General features: G+C 66.4%; 18 protein-coding genes. 7 read left to right on the top strand and 11 right to left on the bottom strand.

Features of this window, described 5'->3' with window-relative positions; translation table 11 throughout:
- Both purQ and purL read left to right on the top strand, forming a co-directional pair.
- A complete protein-coding gene (gene purQ, locus QF036_RS04300) occupies positions 1–774 on the top strand; it encodes a phosphoribosylformylglycinamidine synthase subunit PurQ (protein WP_307099537.1) in 774 nt (257 codons plus the stop codon).
- A complete protein-coding gene (gene purL / locus QF036_RS04295; protein ID WP_307099535.1) occupies positions 771–3,098 on the top strand; it encodes a phosphoribosylformylglycinamidine synthase subunit PurL in 2,328 nt (775 codons plus the stop codon). The genes purQ and purL overlap by 4 nt, the downstream gene beginning before the upstream one ends.
- A gap of 81 nt (positions 3,099–3,179) precedes the next feature.
- On the opposite strand, the gene QF036_RS04290 is transcribed toward purL, so the two are convergent.
- From QF036_RS04290 to QF036_RS04265, 6 genes are all read right to left on the bottom strand, one after another.
- A complete protein-coding gene (locus QF036_RS04290) occupies positions 3,180–4,121 on the bottom strand; it encodes a hypothetical protein (RefSeq protein ID WP_307099533.1) in 942 nt (313 codons plus the stop codon).
- 119 nt (positions 4,122–4,240) lie between these two features.
- Complete coding sequence (locus tag QF036_RS04285) at positions 4,241–4,534, bottom strand: DUF503 domain-containing protein (protein WP_307099531.1); 294 nt, start codon at positions 4,532–4,534, stop codon at positions 4,241–4,243.
- A 129-nt stretch (positions 4,535–4,663) separates the two neighbouring features.
- Positions 4,664–4,981 (bottom strand): putative quinol monooxygenase, encoded by a 318-nt coding sequence (locus QF036_RS04280; protein ID WP_307099529.1) that lies wholly within the window; start codon positions 4,979–4,981, stop codon positions 4,664–4,666.
- Between the two features lie 4 nt (positions 4,982–4,985).
- Positions 4,986–5,636, bottom strand: coding sequence for a hypothetical protein (locus QF036_RS04275; RefSeq protein WP_307099527.1), 651 nt, complete (start codon positions 5,634–5,636; stop codon positions 4,986–4,988).
- Between the two features lie 13 nt (positions 5,637–5,649).
- The gene (locus QF036_RS04270; RefSeq protein ID WP_307099526.1) at positions 5,650–6,198 is read right to left on the bottom strand and encodes a DUF1990 family protein; all 549 of its coding nucleotides are present in this window, start codon (positions 6,196–6,198) and stop codon (positions 5,650–5,652) included.
- Positions 6,191–6,595 (bottom strand): MmcQ/YjbR family DNA-binding protein, encoded by a 405-nt coding sequence (locus tag QF036_RS04265; RefSeq protein ID WP_307099524.1) that lies wholly within the window; start codon positions 6,593–6,595, stop codon positions 6,191–6,193. Before QF036_RS04265 ends, QF036_RS04270 begins: the two co-directional genes overlap by 8 nt.
- A gap of 45 nt (positions 6,596–6,640) precedes the next feature.
- On the opposite strand from QF036_RS04265, the gene QF036_RS04260 reads away from it, so the two are divergent.
- Complete coding sequence (locus QF036_RS04260; RefSeq protein ID WP_307099522.1) at positions 6,641–7,669, top strand: isopenicillin N synthase family dioxygenase; 1,029 nt, start codon at positions 6,641–6,643, stop codon at positions 7,667–7,669.
- Positions 7,670–7,687: 18 nt separating this feature from the next.
- Here QF036_RS04260 and QF036_RS04255 read toward each other — a convergent pair whose 3' ends face one another.
- Positions 7,688–8,113: a CoA-binding protein gene (locus QF036_RS04255; RefSeq protein WP_307099520.1), complete on the bottom strand. Its 426-nt coding sequence runs from the start codon at positions 8,111–8,113 to the stop codon at positions 7,688–7,690.
- 286 nt (positions 8,114–8,399) lie between these two features.
- On the opposite strand from QF036_RS04255, the gene acs reads away from it, so the two are divergent.
- The 4 genes from acs to QF036_RS04235 are packed head-to-tail and all read left to right on the top strand — an operon-like array spanning position 8,400 to position 13,648.
- Positions 8,400–10,544 carry an acetate--CoA ligase gene (acs, locus tag QF036_RS04250; RefSeq protein ID WP_307099518.1) on the top strand — a complete coding sequence of 715 codons (2,145 nt, stop codon included), beginning with the start codon at positions 8,400–8,402 and terminating at the stop codon, positions 10,542–10,544.
- A gap of 13 nt (positions 10,545–10,557) precedes the next feature.
- Positions 10,558–11,805, top strand: a complete 1,248-nt coding sequence (sfnG, locus tag QF036_RS04245) for a dimethylsulfone monooxygenase SfnG (RefSeq protein ID WP_307099516.1) — start codon at positions 10,558–10,560, stop codon at positions 11,803–11,805.
- Positions 11,805–13,157 carry an O-acetylhomoserine aminocarboxypropyltransferase/cysteine synthase family protein gene (locus tag QF036_RS04240; protein WP_307099514.1) on the top strand — a complete coding sequence of 451 codons (1,353 nt, stop codon included), beginning with the start codon at positions 11,805–11,807 and terminating at the stop codon, positions 13,155–13,157. The genes sfnG and QF036_RS04240 overlap by 1 nt, the downstream gene beginning before the upstream one ends.
- Positions 13,154–13,648: a CoA-binding protein gene (locus QF036_RS04235; RefSeq protein WP_307099512.1), complete on the top strand. Its 495-nt coding sequence runs from the start codon at positions 13,154–13,156 to the stop codon at positions 13,646–13,648. Before QF036_RS04240 ends, QF036_RS04235 begins: the two co-directional genes overlap by 4 nt.
- A gap of 257 nt (positions 13,649–13,905) precedes the next feature.
- Here the strand turns inward: QF036_RS04235 and QF036_RS04230 are convergent, their stop codons facing one another.
- The 4 genes from QF036_RS04230 to QF036_RS04215 form a co-directional block, all read right to left on the bottom strand.
- On the bottom strand, positions 13,906–14,682 hold the full coding sequence (locus tag QF036_RS04230; protein ID WP_307099510.1) for a hypothetical protein: 777 nt from the start codon (positions 14,680–14,682) through the stop codon (positions 13,906–13,908).
- Positions 14,679–15,227, bottom strand: a complete 549-nt coding sequence (locus QF036_RS04225) for an RNA polymerase sigma factor (protein ID WP_307099508.1) — start codon at positions 15,225–15,227, stop codon at positions 14,679–14,681. The genes QF036_RS04230 and QF036_RS04225 overlap by 4 nt, the downstream gene beginning before the upstream one ends.
- Positions 15,228–15,330: 103 nt before the next feature.
- Complete coding sequence (locus QF036_RS04220; RefSeq protein WP_307099506.1) at positions 15,331–15,858, bottom strand: hypothetical protein; 528 nt, start codon at positions 15,856–15,858, stop codon at positions 15,331–15,333.
- Positions 15,859–16,108: 250 nt separating this feature from the next.
- On the bottom strand, positions 16,109–17,398 hold the full coding sequence (locus QF036_RS04215; RefSeq protein ID WP_306920662.1) for an adenylosuccinate synthase: 1,290 nt from the start codon (positions 17,396–17,398) through the stop codon (positions 16,109–16,111).
- Positions 17,399–17,821: the final 423 nt, after the last annotated feature.

Genomic DNA, 17,821 nt, shown 5'->3' with positions numbered 1-17,821 from the left:
ATGACTGAACTTCCCCTGATCGGCGAGGCAGTCGCCGTCGCCTCCGAGCCGCGCCTCGCAGGCGCGAAGATCGGCGTCGTCACTTTCCCCGGAACCCTGGATGACCGGGACGCTTCCCGTGCGGTGCGCCTGGCAGGCGGCACGCCCGTGGAGCTCTGGCACGCAGACACCGAACTGGGTGACGTGGACGCCGTCATCATCCCCGGCGGTTTCTCGTACGGGGACTACCTCCGCGCCGGTGCCATCGCACGTTTCGCCCCGCTGATGTCCAAGATCATCGACGCAGCCAACTCGGATGCGAAGCTGCCGGTGCTCGGCATCTGCAACGGCTTCCAGATTCTGACCGAGTCGCACCTGCTGCCCGGATCGATGATCAAGAATGACCACCTGAAGTTCATGTGCCGCGACCAGGTGCTGCGGGTCGAAAACAGCAGCACCGACTGGACCATCGACTATGCGGCGGGCCAGGAAATCACGGTGCCGCTGAAGAACCAGGACGGCCAGTACATCGCGGACGAGAAGACCCTCGACGCCCTGGAGGCCGAGGGCCGCGTGGTGTTCCGCTACGTGGGCTTCAACCCGAACGGCTCGCGCCGCGACATCGCCGGCATCTCCAACGCCGCCGGCAACGTGGTGGGCCTCATGCCGCACCCGGAGCACGCCGTGGAAGTTGGCTTCGGCCCCGAATCCCTGGACGGCATCGGCGGGACGGACACCGACGGCCTGGGCTTCTTCACCTCCGTGCTGAACAAGATTGTGGGAGCGAACAAATGACCGAGATCTCAACAAGCTCGATCACCGAGACCAAGAAGTTCAACATCGACACCGTCGAAAACGCGGCCAAGACGCCGGACACCGAGCTGCCCTGGGCCGAGCTGGGCCTGAAGCGCAACGAGTTCGACGAGATCGTCAAGGTCCTGGGCCGGCGCCCGACCGGCGCGGAGCTCGCCATGTACTCCGTGATGTGGAGCGAGCACTGCTCCTACAAGTCCTCGAAGAACCACCTGCGCCAGTTCGGCGAGAAGGTGACGGACGAGATGAAGAAGGACATGCTGGTGGGCATCGGCGAGAACGCCGGCGTCACCAACCTGGGCGACGGCTGGGCCGTCACCTTCAAGATCGAGTCCCACAATTCGCCGTCGTTCGTTGAGCCCTACCAGGGTGCCGCCACCGGCATCGGCGGCATCGTCCGCGACATCATCTCCATGGGCGCCCGCCCGGTGGCCGTGATGGATCCGCTGCGCTTCGGCGCCATCGACCACCCGGACACCGCCCGCGTCATGCACGGCGCGGTCGCCGGCATCGGCGGCTACGGCAACTCCCTCGGCCTGCCGAACATCGGCGGCGAGATGGTCTTCGACTCCGTATACCAGGGCAACCCGCTGGTGAACGCACTGGCCGTGGGCGTCATGCGCCACGAGGACATCCGCCTGGCCAACGCCTCGGGCAAGGGCAACAAGGTGGTCCTGTTCGGTGCCCGCACCGGCGGCGACGGCATTGGCGGCGCCTCGGTGCTGGCCTCGGAGTCCTTCGACGACACCAAGCCGTCCAAGCGCCCCGCTGTTCAGGTGGGCGACCCGTTCGCCGAGAAGGTCCTGATCGAGTGCTGCCTGGAACTGTTCAAGGGCTCGCTGGTTGAAGGTATCCAGGACCTCGGTGCCGCCGGCATCTCCTGCGCCACGTCCGAGCTCGCCTCCAACGGCGACGGCGGCATGAACGTCGAACTGACCTCTGTCCTGCTGCGCGACCCCACCCTGACTCCGGGCGAGATCCTGATGTCCGAGTCCCAGGAACGCATGATGGCCGTGGTGACGCCGGAGAACGTCGAGGCCTTCGAAGCCGTCATGGACAAGTGGGCCGTGGAATACGCCTGGCTGGGTGAGGTGACCGACAGCGGCCGCCTCATCATCACGTGGGAAGGCGAAGTCATTGTCGACGTCGACCCGCGCACCGTGGCCCATGACGGTCCGGTCTACGACCGCCCGTTCGCCCGTCCGGAGTGGCAGGACACGGTCCAGGCCGATAGGTTCACCGGTTCCGTGCAGGACGCCGGCCGCCCCTCCGCGCCGGCGGAACTGGCCGCAGCCGTCACCGAGCTCGTTGCCTCGCCGAACATGTGCGACAAGTCCTGGATCACCAACCAGTACGACCGGTACGTCGGCGGCAACACCGCCATGGCGTTCCCGGACGACGCCGGCGTGGTCCGCGTGGACGAGGAATCCGGCCTGGGCGTTGCCCTGGCCACCGACGCCAACGGCCGCTACACCTACCTGGACCCGTACCACGGCGCCCAGCTGGCACTGGCCGAGGCCTACCGCAACGTGGCCACCTCCGGCGCCGTTCCGATGGCCGTCAGTGACTGCCTGAACTTCGGTTCCCCCGAGGACCCGGACGTCATGTGGCAGCTGGCCGAAGCCATCCGCGGCCTCTCCGACGCCTGCATGGTGCTGGGCATCCCGGTGACCGGCGGCAACGTCTCGCTGTACAACCAGACCGGCACCACGCCGATCCACCCCTCCCCCGTGGTGGCAGTGCTGGGCAAGCTCGACGACGTCGCCCGCCGCACGCCGTCGGGCTGGCGGGAAGACGGCGCAGCCATCTACCTGCTGGGCACCACGGCGGCCGAGCTGGACGGCTCGGAATGGTCCAACCTGCGCGGCCACCTCGGCGGCCTGCCTCCCAAGGTTGACCTCGAGGCCGAACGCGCGCTGGGCGAGATCCTGATCAACGCGTCCCGCGACGGCATGGTGGACTCGGCCCACGACCTCTCCGAAGGCGGCCTTGCCGCGGCCCTCGTGGAATCGTCGCTGCGCTACGGCGTGGGTGCCCGGATCGCGCTGCAGGATGTCCTGGACCGCGACGGCATTGACCTCTTCACGGCGCTGTTCTCCGAGACCCAGGGCCGCGCCGTCGTGAGCGTTCCGCGCTCCGAGGAAGTCCGCTTCAAGGACATGTGCACCGCCCGCGGCTTCGAGCACCTGCGCATCGGCGTGGTGGACGCAGCCAGCGGACAGTTGGCGATCAACGGCGTGGATACCCTCTCGCTGGACGCCCTCCGCGAAGCCCACGAGGCCACCCTGCCGAAGTACTTCGGCTAATCCCCACCGCCGCCCACCCGCCATCGACTGCTCCGTAGCTGCCCTTTTGACCCGTCAGAAGGGCAGTTACGGAGCACTCGTTTAACGGCCCGGCCGCCATCCGGCCTGGACCAGCGCGCTGCGGACCTTAGCTACGGCCGCCTTGCCGTCATTCAACATGTGACGTTTGGAGATGCGGACTTCCGTCCAGCCCAAAGCGACGTACCGTTCCGACCGCGCGATGTCCCGCTCAATCTGCAGTTCGTCACCGTGATGCTCGCCTTCATACTCGATGCCGATGCGGTAGTGCTTGTAGGACAGATCCGGCTCATGGTGGCGCAGGCCATCATCGGACAGTATCGGCACATTCAGCTCCGGCTCCGGCAGGCCCGCGCGGACAATCGCGAGCCGAAGCAGGGTCTCCTGCGGTGAGTCCGAGCCAACCCGGATGAGCGTGATGGCTTCCTTTGCCTTGCGCAGCCCGCGCTTGCCCTTGTGCCGGTCGATCATGCGCTGGAGGTCCGCCAGCGTACACAGGGACTGGTCCCGGCCCTCCAGCTCCGGACGCGGCACCCGAACACAGCTGTCCCCCGCCACAACAAGCTCATCCACGCTCAGCATTTCGGCAAGATCCAACCACGTCCGTTCCGGTGTGGTGACGGGGATGCCGTCAACGGTGGTGACTTCATCGTCGTAGAGCTTCATCCGGTGGACGATGACGTGCGGCCGGTTCAGGTGGGCTGCACCCTCAGGCCTGATGATGTCGAACATGTCGGACGCCCCTTTCTGCCGTCGTCGCGGAAGGTTGAGAAGCTCCGCCGCGGTGAGGTGCGATGCGGCGCATCGCTCGTTGACCTCGATGAAGGGCCGCACCCGGACGCACAACGGGAGTCCCGCCATCGGGCCTTCTGCACGAATGCCCCTGCCCAACGGAATGAGCGAGCGGTGCCGGAGCCGCTTCGAGGTAATGCCAGCGCGGCCGGCCTCACCGACGGTGAACGGCCTGTCCTGGAATTTGTTCGGCAGCGGGCGTGCGGTCTTCATGGCTACATAAGAGCAGAAAGGACTCCCGCCCCGCTGAGGTTATCCACAGCCCCCATCGATTGCTCCGTAACCGCCGTTTTCAGGGTTGAAAAGGGCGGTTACGGAGCAATCGATGGGGTTTAGTCCTCGCTGTGGATCTCGCGCTGCCGGGAGCTCAGCAGCTCCAGTTCGGGGCGGAAGGCCACGAAGCGTTCGACGGCGGTGAGCACCTCTACGAGGTGCCCGCGGTCCGCGGCGACCAGACCGGCGCCGATCCTGGTGCGGCGGTACTGCTCGTGGTCCCCCACCTCGGCCACGGAGACCTCATAGCGCCGTTTCAGTTCAGCCAGGAGCGGCCGCACCACGGACCGCTTCTCCTTGAGGCTGTGCACGTCGCCGAGGAGGATGTCGAACTCGATCCAGCCGATCCACATGCCATCATGCTATCGAGTGCTCCCCACCGGCTCCCTCGCCTCGCAAGCTCGGCCAGGGAACCCTGCCGGCGTGGGCCCACTGCCGTTTAGGCCCCTCAAAAGGGCGGTTACGGAGCAATCGACGGGGGTTCAGATGCTGAGTTCGCCCATCGTGTCCCAGCCTTCGCCGTCGAGCTGGCGGCTGATGATGCGCGGGGTCTCGGCGAGGGCCTGCGGCGTCTCCGCCATGGCCTTCTTGAAGTGCGCGCTGTTGACGTGGTCGCCGGCGGCATCGTCCTTGAACGCTTCGACCAGGACGAACTCGTTGGGGTCGTCCACGCTGCGGGACCAGTCGAACCACAAGTTGCCCGGCTCCTGGCGGGTGGCCTCGGTGAAGTCGGCCACCAGGCCGAGCCACTTCTCCGACCAGTCCGGCTTGACCTTGAACTTGACGACGATGAATATCAAGGGGCTATGCCTTTCGTTGGGTTCTTGCGTTCTGTTCGGACGCCAGCGCCTGCTCGCACTCTTCAATGGCCTCGCGGGCGTACTTCTGCTGGGCCGGGGTTCCGACGCGCTCGGCCCACTGCTCGGCCAGCTGGAACTCCACGAGCGCCTCGGTGAGCCGGCCTGCGCCGTGCAGGGTCCAGCCCAGGTTGTTATGCAGGGCCACCATCCAGCGCTTTGTGCGCTCGTCGTGGACCGTGGACGCGTACTCCAGCGCACTGCGGGTCCACAGCTCCGCGTGGGCGGAGTCGGCTATGGCCAGCATGTGGAGCGCGTCCACCGCAAGGAACTCCTCGCCAAGATGGTCGCCGAGCTCGGCCGCCTGCTCAAACAGGGGCACCGCCATGGCCGCGTGCCCGCTCGAGTTCAGGACCCGCCCGCGCTCCAGCAGGATCCGGACACCCACCGTCGGCTCATCGCCGTCAATCGCGTCGAGCAGCGCGTCAGCCTCTTCGAAGCGTCCCTGGAGACCGATGGCGCGCCCCAGCTGCGTGGCGAGTTCGGCGCGCTCGTCGGCGTCGTACCGCGGGTCGGCGAGCGCGTCCCGGAAGCGCTGCTCGGACAGCTTCGGATCCTCGAAGTTCCACAAAAGGTCAAGGCTCTTTTGGTCCAGCATGTACCTCTCCTGATCAGCTTTCACCTGCGGCGAGTTGGCGTGCACCTTCAATGTATCGGGAAGTCATGAGGCGCTGCGCCCGGCGGGCCAGCGCGCCGCCCGCGGCGTAGAACCAATTGGACGGCCGGCTGAATGCTGTGATGCGGAGGTACACCCGGCCCTGGGCATCAATCTCGGCCTCGAATGACTCCTCACCGCGCACGGGGTGACCGGGCAGGGAGCCGTAGCCGAAGCCGGCGGACTGCGGTCCGCCGCCCGGAACAGGGCGGTGCACCCACACCACCTCGCAGGGAATATTGAGGCGGAAGGGCCCGACGCCGAATCCACTCACCACGCGTGCGCCGGGAACGACGATGCCGGACTCGGTCCGGACCCGCAGGCCGGACCGCCGCTGCAGTTCCCAGGCCAGGATCCCTTGGGCCACCCGTAAGTAGACGTCCGCCCCCTCGCCGAGATAGGTGCGGGACGCCACGCGGCGGTAGCCCGCCGGAGCCCCGCCGTGCTCGGTGGCGCCGATCTCCGGATAGTTGAGGACACCCCGTGCCAGGCGCTTCTCACTCATTGCCCACCTGCCTGGCCCAGCCAAGCTGTTCCCGCTGTTTCCGGCTCAGCGAGGCAACCACGAGGTCGTAGGAGTCCTCCACCATGTCCCGCACCATGTCGTCGGGCAGGTCCCCGTCCAGGCGGACGCCGTTCCAGTGTGTCTTGTTCATGTGCCACGCGCCGGTGATCTCCGGATGCACGGCCCGGAGCTGTTCGGCCAGGGCAGGCTCGCACTTGAGGCTCACCGACCAGTCGTCAGGATCCATGGCGGACGCCGCGAACATCTTGGCCTCCTGCTTTGCCCCGCCGGACACGGCCGCCCTGACCTTGAACACCGACGTTTCGGGACCGAACGGGAAGTCCTCGAAGGTGCCCGGAAACGACAGGCAGATTTTCCTCAGGTCGGCTGGATCCATGTTGCGAGCCTACAAACCCTTTCCGGGCGGTGCTAGTCTGCGAACATGGCAGCTGCCCGGGAGACCATTCCTGTACTGGATCTCGGCTCCTCACGCCGGGCCGACGGTTCGTTCAGTCCGGAGTTCATTGAAGAGCTCCGCGACGCCACGCACCGCGTGGGTTTCTTCCAGGTCATCGGCTACGGCGGTGCCCCCGGCCAGGCGAAGGAACTGCTGGCGACGATCAGGCGCTTTTTCGACCTGCCCCTCGAAGAACGCATGAAACTCGACAACCGGCTGTCACCGCATTTCCGCGGCTACACCCGGATGGGCACGGAAGTCACGCAGGGAAGGGCGGATGCGCGCGAGCAGATCGACTACTCACCCGACCGGGAACCGGTGAAGGACTATCCCCCCGAGCAGCCGTACTGGCTCCTCCAGGGCCACAACCTCTGGCCGGATGAGTCGATGCCGGAGCTGAAGGAGGCGGCCATGGCCTGGGCCGAGCTCATGTCCAAGGTGGGGGCGGAGCTCATGCGGGCCATCGCTGTGTCCCTCCAGCAGCCGGAGAACTATTTCGAGGAACCGTTCAGGGATACTCCGGCCTGGATGGGCAAGCTGGTCCATTACGTGGGCGGAGTGGTGGAAGCGGCGGGCGACCAGGGAGTCGGCTCCCACGCGGACTACGGATTTGTGACCCTCCTCCTCCAGGATGAGGTGGGCGGGCTCGAAGTGCTGCCGCCGGGCGCGAGCGCGTGGGTCCCCGTGGAGCCCATCCCTGAAGCGCTGGTGGTGAACCTCGGCGAAATGCTGGAAGTGGCCACCGAGGGCTACCTTGCCGCCACCATCCACCGGGTCAAGGCGCCGCCACCCGGCGTGGACCGTTACTCCGTCCCGTTCTTCTGGTCACCCCGGCTCGACGCCGTGGTCGATCCGGTCCCCCTCCCCGCAGAACTGAAGGCGCAGGCGCGCGGCATCTCGGACGACCCGTCCAACCCCATGCTCGCCTCGTTCGGCCTGAACATGCTCAAGGGCCGGATGCGCGCCCACCCGGACGTCACCGAACGTCACCACCCTGAGCTGATGAGGCCCTGACCTGGAGCCCCGGACAGGCTAGATGCCTACGCGCCAGCCTTCGCGGGCAGGGCACGAGTTCACCACGACGTCCAGCCCGGCAGCCTTTGCGCGTTCGACGGCGGCGTCGTCGAACACGCCCAGCTGCAGCCACACCGCCCTGGCGCCGACGGCGATGGCCTGGTCGATGACGGCCCCCACCTTCTGCGAATTGACGAAACAGTCCACGACGTCGATCGGATGCTTTGCCGCGGGGATCTCGGCGAGGGTCCGGTAGCCCTTCTCCGCGTGCACGTCATCACCCGGCAGGTTTACGGGGATGATCTCCATGCCCATGCGGTCCCGGACGTACAGCGAGACGTCGTACGCAGAGCGCCACTCATTCCGGGTCAGGCCGACAATGGCCCAGGTGCCCTTCGTTCGCATGAGTCGCTCAATAACCGCCGGATCGTTTTCGTGAGCCATGGCTCAACTCTACTCCCGGGGCGATTTGGCGGTCTTTTCCGAATATTTGAATGCCAGACGGGCACCCCGGCAGCCATGAACGAATATTACAGCCGCAAAGACACCGATTTTGAGAAATCCTGCATCTCCGCTCTAGTAGGTAATGACCATCCCGAGCGGCCGAGAGACCTGGATCGATGAAGCCGCAGCAACCCCGGGTGACGTGAGACGACCATTCCCACGTCACTGTTCTTCCGTCCCGGCGGAGGGCTAGGGGTGCTACTGCCAGGACCGATGGAGTGCTGCAATGACCCCAGAGAATACTTCCGCCCTGCCCACCCTTGCCCGGATTCCGTCCGAGGCAACCCCACAATCCACTTCGGACGCGACGGCGGTCGAAGCAGGGCTGCGTGACGCGCCCGGTTCCTCTTCCGGCTCTTCGGGATGGTCCTCGACCGAGCCAACGGACGGCGCAGTGCACGGCGTCCCCACCGGCGGGCCGGCGCGTCACAGCGGCACCACCTCCTTTGTCGACCCCGGCAATGTGGCCTTCTGGGAGGAACAGGCCCTCCGGCTGGACTGGGCCGAGCGCCCCGGCGGCCAGAAACCCTGGCACACGGCGCATAGCTGGCTGCCCGCCGACGTTGATGCCAGCCGTGGACCCGAGATCAAATGGTTCGACGGCGGCAAGCTGAACGTCGCGTACAACTGCGTGGACCGTCACGTCGCCGCCGGACGCGGTGCCAAGGTGGCGCTCTTCTTCGAAGGCGAACCGGGCGACCGCCGCACCATCACCTATGCCGAACTGCAGCGTGAGGTGTCCAAGGCCGCCAACGCGCTGCTGTCCCTCGGCATCACCAAGGGCGACCGCGTGGTCATCTACCTGCCCGTGATCCCGGAAACGGTCATCATCACCCTCGCCGTGGCGCGGATCGGCGCCGTTCACTCCCTCGTGTTCGGCGGGTTCTCCGCCGAGGCCCTCCGGTTCCGGGTCGAGGATACGGGCGCGAAGCTGCTGGTGACCACCGACGGCCAGTTCCGCCGCGGCGTCGCGGTCCCGGTCAAGGATAACGCCGATGCCGCCGTCGCCGGAGACAACGCCATCGAGCGCGTCCTGGTCATCAACCGCACCACCTCCCCGGCGGACCTCGCCGCGGTCCCCATGACCGCGGGCCGCGATGTCTGGTGGCACGACGTCGTCGAACCCGCCTCCGATGTCCACGAGCCCGAGGCGTTCGACGCCGAGACTCCCCTCTTCATCATGTACACGTCCGGCACCACGGGTAAGCCCAAGGGCCTGGTGCACACTTCCGGCGGTTACCTGACCCAGGCATCGTGGAGCTTCGAGCACCTGTTCAGCAACCCTGATCCTGCCCTCCGGGACCAGGACGTGCACTGGTGCACCGCCGACCTCGCCTGGGTCACGGCGCACACCTACGAGATCTACGGCCCGCTCTCCAACGGCGTCACGCAGGTGATCTTCGAGGGCACGCCCAACACGCCGCATCCAGGCCGGCACTTCGAGATCATCGAACGCTACGGCGTCACGCAGTACTACACGGCGCCCACCCTGGTCCGCTCGCTCATGGGCTGGTTCCCGGACGGCGTGCCGGACAGCTACGACTTCTCCTCCATCCGCCTGCTGGGCACCGTGGGCGAGGCCGTGAACCCTGAGGCGTGGCGCTGGCTCCGCGACAACCTCGGCGCAGGCAACGCCCCCATGGTGGACACCTGGTGGCAGTCCGAAACCGGGGCCACCATCATGTCGCCCTCGCCCACCGACACGGAGTTCAAACCTGGCTGCGCCGCCCGCCCCCTTCCCGGCGTCAGCACCCGCGTCGTGGACGAGGCCGGGAACCGCACCCCGCCCGGCGTGCAGGGCTTCATCGTGGTGGACCAGCCCGGCCCGGCAATCGCCCGCACCGTCTGGGGCAACCCGCGCCGCTACTTCGACTCCTACTGGAGCCAGTACGCGGAACAGGGCTGGTTCCTCGCCGGTGACGGCGCCAAGTACGACGACGACGGCGACATCTGGATCCTCGGGCGGGTGGACGACACCCTCAATGTCTCAGGCCATCTGCTCTCCACAATCGAGATCGAGTCGGCCCTCGTTACACACCCCGACGTCGTGGAGGCGGGCGTGTGCCCGGTAGCCGACCCCAAGACCGGGCACGCCGTCGTCGCCTTCGTCGTACTCAAGGGCGGGGTTTCGACGGTTTCGACCAGCTCAACCAGCGAGGAGCTCCGCAACCACGTTGCCAAGGAGATCGGCCCGATCGCCAAGCCGCGCGACGTGGTCGTGGTCCCCGACGTGCCTAAGACCCGCAGCGGCAAGATCATGCGCCGGCTGCTGACCCAGCTCTTTGAGGGAACCGCCCTGGGCGACACCACCTCACTCCAGAACGAACCGGCCATTGCCGGCATCCAGGACGTCCTGCGCAAGCGGGCCTAGTTAAGGAAGATTCATGAACGACATCAGCAACGTAGCCCGTCTTTCCGAACCGCTGAAGTTCGCGTACTGGGTGCCGAACGTGTCCGGCGGCCTGGTGGTCTCCACCATTGAGCAGCGCACCAGCTGGGACTTTGACTACAACAAGAAGCTGGCCCGCATCGCCGAGGAATCCGGCTTCGAGTACGCCCTGACCCAGACACGCTACGCCGCGTCGTACGGCGCTGACAAGCAGCACGAGGCGACGTCCTTCAGCCTCGCCCTGCTGGCCGCCACCGAACGCCTCAAGGTGATCGCCGCCGTCCACCCGGGCATGTGGCACCCCGGCGTGCTGGCCAAATACATCATCACCGCCGACCACATCTCCAACGGCCGCGCCGCCGTCAACATCGTCTCCGGCTGGCTCAAGAACGAGTTCACCAACTTCGGCCTCGAATGGCTCGAGCACGACGAACGCTACGTCCGCACCGAGGAATTCATCAGGGTCCTGCGCGGACTCTGGATCGAACAGGAGTACAGCCAGGCCGGCAAGTACTACAACATCACCGACTTCACCCTGAATCCGGCCCCTGTGGATGTTCCGGGCCGCGCGCACCCGGAGATCTTCTTCGGGGGCAACTCCACCGCAGCCCAGGCCACCGCCGGCCGCGTGGCGGACTGGTACTTCTCCAACGGCAAGGACCTGGAGGGCTTCAAGGAGAACATCGCAGGGGTGGTTGCGGCCGCCGGAGAGACGCAGCGCGGGACTGAAGGTCCGCTCGCGGCACCGCGGTTCGGCCTCAACGGCTTCGTCATCGCCCGCGACTCCGAAAAGGAAGCCCGCGACACGCTCCGCGAAATCGTGGAGAAGGCACACAAGCCCGCAGTCCAGGGCTTCCGCGACGCCGTGCAGGAAGCCGGCGCGTCCACCAAGGACGGCAAGGGCATGTGGGCCGACTCGAGCTTCGAGGACCTGGTCCAGTACAACGACGGCTTCAAGACCCAGCTGATCGGCACGCCGGAACAGATCGCCGAACGGATCGTGGAGTACAAGAAGATCGGCGTGAACCTGTTCCTCACTGGCTACCTGCACTTCCAGGAGGAAGTCGCCGCGTTCGGCCAGGACATCCTGCCGATCGTCCGCGAGCTCGAAGCGGACCTGGCCCGCAAGAACGGCACGGAGCTGGTCCCCACCAGCCCCCTAGCCTCGCAAGCTCGGCCAGGGAACCCTGCGGGCGTGGGCCCATCCGGCACACCCGTCGCCGCAGAGACGGTGGCTGTCTAATGGCTGACCGCAAATTCGGATTCCGCACCCGCGCCCTGCACGCCGGCGGCACCCCCGACGCCGAGCACGGCGCCCGCGCAGTGCCGATCTACCAGACCACGTCCTTCGTGTTCAAGGACACCCAGGATGCGGCCAACCTGTTCGCGCTGCAGAAGTACGGCAACATCTATTCCCGCATCGGCAACCCCACGGTCGCGGCGTTCGAGGAACGCATTGCGTCCCTCGAGGGCGGCATCGGTGCCGTGGCCACCTCGTCCGGCATGGCCGCTGAGTTCATCACGTTCGCCGCACTCACCCAGGCCGGCGACCACATCGTGGCAGCCTCCCAGCTGTACGGCGGCACGGTCACCCAGTTGGACGTGACCCTGCGCCGCTTCGGCGTCGACACCACGTTCGTTCCCGGCACCGACCCCGCGGACTATGCGGCGGCAATACAGGAAAACACCAAGGCGATCTTCGTCGAGGTGGTGGCCAACCCGTCGTCGGAGGTCCAGGACCTTGCGGGGCTGGCAAAGGTAGCGAACGACGCCGGCATCCCGCTCGTCGTCGACGCCACCCTGAGCACGCCGTACCTCGTGCGGCCGATCGAGCACGGCGCGGACATCGTGATCCACTCGGCCACCAAATTCCTTGGCGGCCACGGCACCACCTTGGGCGGCGTGATCGTGGAGAGCGGCCGGTTCAACTGGGGCAACGGCAAGTTCCCCACCATGACCGAACCGGTGGCCTCCTACGGCAACGTCTCGTGGTGGGGCAACTTCGGCGAGTACGGCTTCCTGACCAAGCTCCGCTGCGAGCAGCTGCGCGACATCGGACCCGCGCTCTCCCCGCAGTCCGCGTTCCAGCTGCTGCAGGGCGTCGAAACACTTCCGCAGCGCCTGGACGAGCACCTGAAGAACGCCCAGGCCGTGGCCGAGTGGCTCGAGGCGGACGAACGTGTGGCCTACGTGAACTTCTCCGGCTTGCCGTCCCACCCGCACTTCGAGCGGGCGCGGAAGTACCTGCCCCTGGGGCCGGGCTCCGTGTTCTCCTTCGGCGTGAAGGGCGGCCGTGCGGCCGGCCAGAAGTTCATCGAATCCCTGCAGCTGGCCTCGCACCTGGCCAACGTGGGCGACTCCCGCACCCTGGTGATCCACCCCGGCTCCACGACGCACCAGCAGCTCAGCGACGAGCAGCTGGAGTCTGCCGGAGTACCGGAGGACCTGGTCCGCATCTCCGTCGGCCTGGAAGACATCGACGACATCCTGTGGGACCTGGACCAGGCACTGACGGAAGCTCAAAGCGCGACGGCGGATGACGCCGTCGTCCTCGAAGAACCGGCCGACACCTGCCCGATCGGAGCGACCCGATGAGCGTTGACGCAAGAAACTGGACCGGCCCCTCAGCGCCGGAGCGCTTGAACCTGTTGCGCGAAGCGAAGTCCATCGCGATTGTGGGTGCCTCGGACAAGCCGTCGCGGGCCAGCTACTTTGTCGCCACCTACCTGCAGTCTTCCACGCGGTACAAGGTGTACTTCGTGAACCCCGTTGTGAAGGAGATCCTTGGCCAGCCGACCTACGCCTCATTGGCCGACCTTCCCGAAAGCCCGGACATCGTGGATGTGTTCCGCAAGCACGACGACCTCCCGGGCGTCCTGGACGAGGCCATCGCGGCCGGCGCCAAGACCCTCTGGCTGCAGCTGGGCTCCTGGCACGAGGGCGTGGCCGCGGACGCTGAAACGGCCGGGCTCAACGTGGTGATGGACCGCTGCGTGAAGATCGAGCACGCCAGGTTCCACGGCGGGCTTCACCTGGCCGGCTTCGACACGGGGGTTATCTCCTCGAAGCGGCAGGTCCTGGCCTAGCAGCAAGCTGGCCGCACCGAAGGCATAAAAAATGCCGGGCTGGAATTTGATGGGGGACAACTTCCAGCCCGGCACTCTCACTTGGGTAATCGACGGGGCACCCGAAAGGGTTACGCCGATTCCAAAATTTTTTCAAAAACTTTTTTGCCGCCCTCTTAGCCGGTTAGCCGGCCCCGCTCCCCACGAGTTTATGCGCACGTATCGCGACTTTACGGCCGTTTGGGGCCAATAAGTGTACAAAAACTCGGGCTACTCCCTTAGGGCGTGCCGGGGACCGGCTTGGCGGGAACGGTCGGCGCGCCGCCGGGCAGCGTGGGCACCGCCGGCAGCGGCTTGGCCGGAAGCTTGGGAGTGATGCCCGTTCCGGGGACCGTGGGCAGCTGGCTGGGCCCGGCGGGCGCCGGAGTCTGGCTCTTCGTCGCTCCACGGGAATCCGAGGAACCGTTCGCCGCGGATGAGTTCGACGAACCGTTTGAGGAAGCCGCATCCGTTTGGGCCGGCGTTGCCGGTGCCGACGGCGAAGCGGCCGTATCGCTGAGCGATGGTTTGGTGGCAGCACCCGACGGCGCCGGAGCCGCCGGAACGTCGGCGGGCGATGTAGGCCTTGGCGCCGTCGTGTCGCTGGTCGGCTGGAAGATCCGGACGACGGTATGGCCTACGCTGTTGCGGAAGTCCTCGCTGGAAGCTGCGGCGACAGCACCGGCCCCCAGTCCCATGGCACCGACCACTGCGGCTCCCACCACAAAGCCCATCCGCCGCTGCCGGTTGCGGCGGTGCAGTTCGAGGCTGGCGATGTTGGATGCGCGCCGCATGGGCGCGCCTTGAGGGGCTTCGCCCTGGGCCGGTCCGCCTGAAGCGGATGCCCCGTGAACGAGCAGCGCGGCGAGTTCGGCCCGCGGTTGGGGTGCGGAGTCATGGGCGAATCCGCGCAGTTCTTCGAGGGACCTGCGGAGATCGGCGTCGTCTTCGAGCCCGGAATCCAGGAGGATCGCCTGGATCTCTCCTTCTTCGCGGCCTGCCGGCGTGACACTCATGATGCTGCGTGGTCCTTTTCCTTGACGAGTTCGCGCAGGGCGATGAGCCCGCGGCGCTGGAGCTGTTTGATGGCCCCGGGGGTTTTGTCCATGATGCCGGCCACCTGTTCAACCGAAAGGTCCGCAACGATCCGCAGGACCAGGACTTCCCGCTGGTCGTCGTTGAGCGTGGCCAGAGCGGATGTGATTCCGCCCATCGAACCGAGGACCTCGTCCTCGGCGGAACTCGCCCGTCTGTGGTCCTCAAGCGGATCGAATTCGGTGAAATGCGGCGTCCTCGCGGACCGGCGGTGGTAGTCCACGAGCCGGGCGTGCGCCACTGAGAAGATAAATGTCCGCAGCCCGGAGTGGCCGCCCCTGACATTGCTGAGCTTGGGCAGGACATCCACGAAGACGTCCTGGGTGAGGGCTTCGGCGTCGTCCACCCCCCGGGCCCGGAAATAGCCCAGGACAGCGGGGGAAATGACGGTGTAGACAGCACTGAAGCCGGAGGGGTCGCCAGAAAGGGCTGCTGACAATTCGTCATCGGTCAGCTGAGCTGCCAAGGAGCTGTCCTTCCCTTTACTGCAGGTGTGCGGCGGTAGTAAGCCTAACCGCCGCACACCTCACGCCCCTATTCGAGGAACGCCCTGTTTCGCGTGCTGTGGACTACTTGCCGGTGGGCAGGTCGGCAGCAGCGTCAGCCTTGACGTCAGCGTCTGCGGTGGCGGACGGCGTGGCAGGCTTGGCGACGTGGTCCGTTACGTCCGGTACAGCCGGGACGGCAGGAACGGCCGGGGCAGCCGGAACTCCGGCGCCACCGGGGACAGCGGGAACGGCGGGAACTGCTGCGGTTACGTCGGCGCCGGCAGCCTTGTCCCCGGCGGAGACGTTGGCGTTGGCGACGGCGTTGTCCTCGTCAGCTTCCACTGCGGCGTCGGCTGCGTCCGCAGCTTCGCCGGCAGCCTTGGCCTTGGCGGCGGGGGCGGCCGGAACCGTCGGGGTAGCCGGGACGGCGGGCACTGCCGGGATCTCGGTGGCAGGAACGGCCGGGGCTGCGGGCGTAGCGGGGGTCACCTCTGCATGCTGCGAGCTGGACACCTGGGCGGCGTTGGCCAGTCCGATGCTGGAGAAACCCCCGACAGCGACGATGGCGGCTGCGACAGCAATCTTGGTGGTCTTGCTAACACTCTTCATCAGAAAAAAATCCTTTGGTTGATTGAAGGCCGGACGGAGACCGATGGGGGACAACCTCCGTCCCGGCGCTTACATATACGTAATCGCTGAGGCGGGCCGGAAAGTTACGCGGTCCCGGAAAACTTTTTCGGACGGGGCGGGCTCTCCCCGAAAAAGAACGGACTGACGACGACGGCGGCGGGCCACCGTGAGGTGACCCGCCGCCGTCGGGAACTGCTTGTTGAGCTGTCGTTTCCGGAAGCTTCCGGCGTCAGTCGTTGATCAGGTCGTTGACCACGATGGTCTGGTCGCGGTCCGGTCCCACGCCGATCGCGGAGAAGCGGGTGCCGGACAGCTTCTCGAGGGCAAGCACGTAATTGCGGGCATTCTCGGGCAGGTCAGCAAGCGTACGGGCGCCGGTGATGTCCTCGGTCCAGCCTTCGAAGTACTCGAAGATGGGCTTGGCATGGTGGAACTCCGTCTGGGTCATGGGCATCTCGTCGTGCCGGACGCCGTCGACGTCGTAGGCCACGCACACCGGGATCTGTTCGATGCCGGTGAGGACGTCAAGCTTGGTGACGAAGTAGTCGGTGAAGCCGTTCACGCGGGAGGCGTGGCGGGCCAGCACGGCGTCGTACCAGCCGCAGCGGCGCGGGCGTCCGGTGTTAACGCCGAACTCGCCGCCGGTCTTCTGCAGGTACATGCCCATTTCGTCGAAGAGTTCCGTGGGGAACGGGCCGGCGCCGACGCGGGTGGTGTACGCCTTGATGATGCCGATGGACCGGGAGATGCGGGTGGGGCCGATGCCCGAACCCACCGATGCGCCGCCGGCGGTGGGGTTGGAGGACGTGACGAACGGGTAGGTGCCGTGGTCGACGTCGAGGAACGTGGCCTGGCCGCCTTCCATGAGAACCACCTTGCCCTCGTCCAGGGCGGCGTTCAGCACGAGAGTGCTGTCGATGACCAGGGGGCGCAGCCGGTCTGCGAAGGAGAGGAAGTAGTTGACCACTTCATCCACCTCGATGCTGCGGCGGTTATAGATTTTAACCAGCAGCTCGTTCTTCTGGCGCAGCGAACCTTCGACCTTCTGGCGCAGGATGGACTCGTCGAAGACGTCCTGGACACGGATCCCCAGCCGGGCAACCTTGTCCATGTAGGTGGGCCCGATGCCCCGGCCGGTGGTGCCGATGGCACGGCTCCCGAGGAAGCGTTCAGTGACCTTGTCCAGAACCTGGTGGTACGGAGCAACGAGGTGTGCGTTGGCGGAAACACGCAGCTTGGAGGTGTCCGCGCCGCGGGCTTCGAGGCCGTCGATCTCCTGGAAAAGTGCCTCGAGGTTGACGACGCAGCCGTTGCCGATGATGGGGACGGCGTTGGGGCTGAGGATGCCGGCCGGAAGGAGCTTGAGCTCATACTTCTCACCGCCTACGACGACTGTGTGCCCGGCGTTGTTACCGCCGTTCGGCTTCACTACGTAGTCGACGCGGCCGCCAAGCAGGTCGGTGGCCTTACCTTTTCCTTCGTCGCCCCATTGGGCTCCGACGATCACGATTGCTGGCATGGGATCCTCCCCCATTCGTTCGGGCCTAGCCCGGCTGGATCACCGAGGTGCTTCAACCGGAGGTCGGCGCCGTTCATGAGAATGCCCCGAATTCGCCGCCCGAACCCGCGGCGCTGGCCGGGGAAGGACGCAAGAGTTCCGGGGCTCTTACCACCCAAGTTTAGCGGATGGGTGCCAAAAGTATGGCTTTTGGTATTCCGCCCGTGCGGCAGATTCCGGTGACATCCGCGTCACCCACGCCGGGTCCCTGCCCCGCACCCCCGGAGCTCCACACCGGGCAACCACCTCGTTCCCTGACCGCCGGGACCGGCAGAAGTTCAATGACGCCTATAACGATCCCTCCTCGGGATTCTCGCCCACCGCAACAGCGAGGCCCTCGGGGAGGGCACGCCTCGCCACCAAACGGCCCTGGGAGTGATTTAG

Source organism: Arthrobacter globiformis (assembly GCF_030817195.1).
Classification (GTDB): Bacteria; Actinomycetota; Actinomycetes; order Actinomycetales; family Micrococcaceae; genus Arthrobacter; species Arthrobacter globiformis_D.
This window is presented reverse-complemented; position numbering and strand designations above follow the sequence as displayed.

Coding starts and splice junctions, on each gene's coding strand:
- purQ (WP_307099537.1), top strand. CDS start 1: ATGACTGAACTTCCCCTGATCGGCGAGGCAGTCGCCGTCGCCTCCGAG.
- purL (WP_307099535.1), top strand. CDS start 771: ATGACCGAGATCTCAACAAGCTCGATCACCGAGACCAAGAAGTTCAAC.
- QF036_RS04290 (WP_307099533.1), bottom strand. CDS start 4,121: ATGAAGACCGCACGCCCGCTGCCGAACAAATTCCAGGACAGGCCGTTC.
- QF036_RS04285 (WP_307099531.1), bottom strand. CDS start 4,534: ATGTGGATCGGCTGGATCGAGTTCGACATCCTCCTCGGCGACGTGCAC.
- QF036_RS04275 (WP_307099527.1), bottom strand. CDS start 5,636: ATGCTGGACCAAAAGAGCCTTGACCTTTTGTGGAACTTCGAGGATCCG.
- QF036_RS04270 (WP_307099526.1), bottom strand. CDS start 6,198: ATGAGTGAGAAGCGCCTGGCACGGGGTGTCCTCAACTATCCGGAGATC.
- QF036_RS04265 (WP_307099524.1), bottom strand. CDS start 6,595: ATGGATCCAGCCGACCTGAGGAAAATCTGCCTGTCGTTTCCGGGCACC.
- QF036_RS04260 (WP_307099522.1), top strand. CDS start 6,641: ATGGCAGCTGCCCGGGAGACCATTCCTGTACTGGATCTCGGCTCCTCA.
- QF036_RS04255 (WP_307099520.1), bottom strand. CDS start 8,113: ATGGCTCACGAAAACGATCCGGCGGTTATTGAGCGACTCATGCGAACG.
- acs (WP_307099518.1), top strand. CDS start 8,400: ATGACCCCAGAGAATACTTCCGCCCTGCCCACCCTTGCCCGGATTCCG.
- sfnG (WP_307099516.1), top strand. CDS start 10,558: ATGAACGACATCAGCAACGTAGCCCGTCTTTCCGAACCGCTGAAGTTC.
- QF036_RS04240 (WP_307099514.1), top strand. CDS start 11,805: ATGGCTGACCGCAAATTCGGATTCCGCACCCGCGCCCTGCACGCCGGC.
- QF036_RS04235 (WP_307099512.1), top strand. CDS start 13,154: ATGAGCGTTGACGCAAGAAACTGGACCGGCCCCTCAGCGCCGGAGCGC.
- QF036_RS04230 (WP_307099510.1), bottom strand. CDS start 14,682: ATGAGTGTCACGCCGGCAGGCCGCGAAGAAGGAGAGATCCAGGCGATC.
- QF036_RS04220 (WP_307099506.1), bottom strand. CDS start 15,858: ATGAAGAGTGTTAGCAAGACCACCAAGATTGCTGTCGCAGCCGCCATC.
- QF036_RS04215 (WP_306920662.1), bottom strand. CDS start 17,398: ATGCCAGCAATCGTGATCGTCGGAGCCCAATGGGGCGACGAAGGAAAA.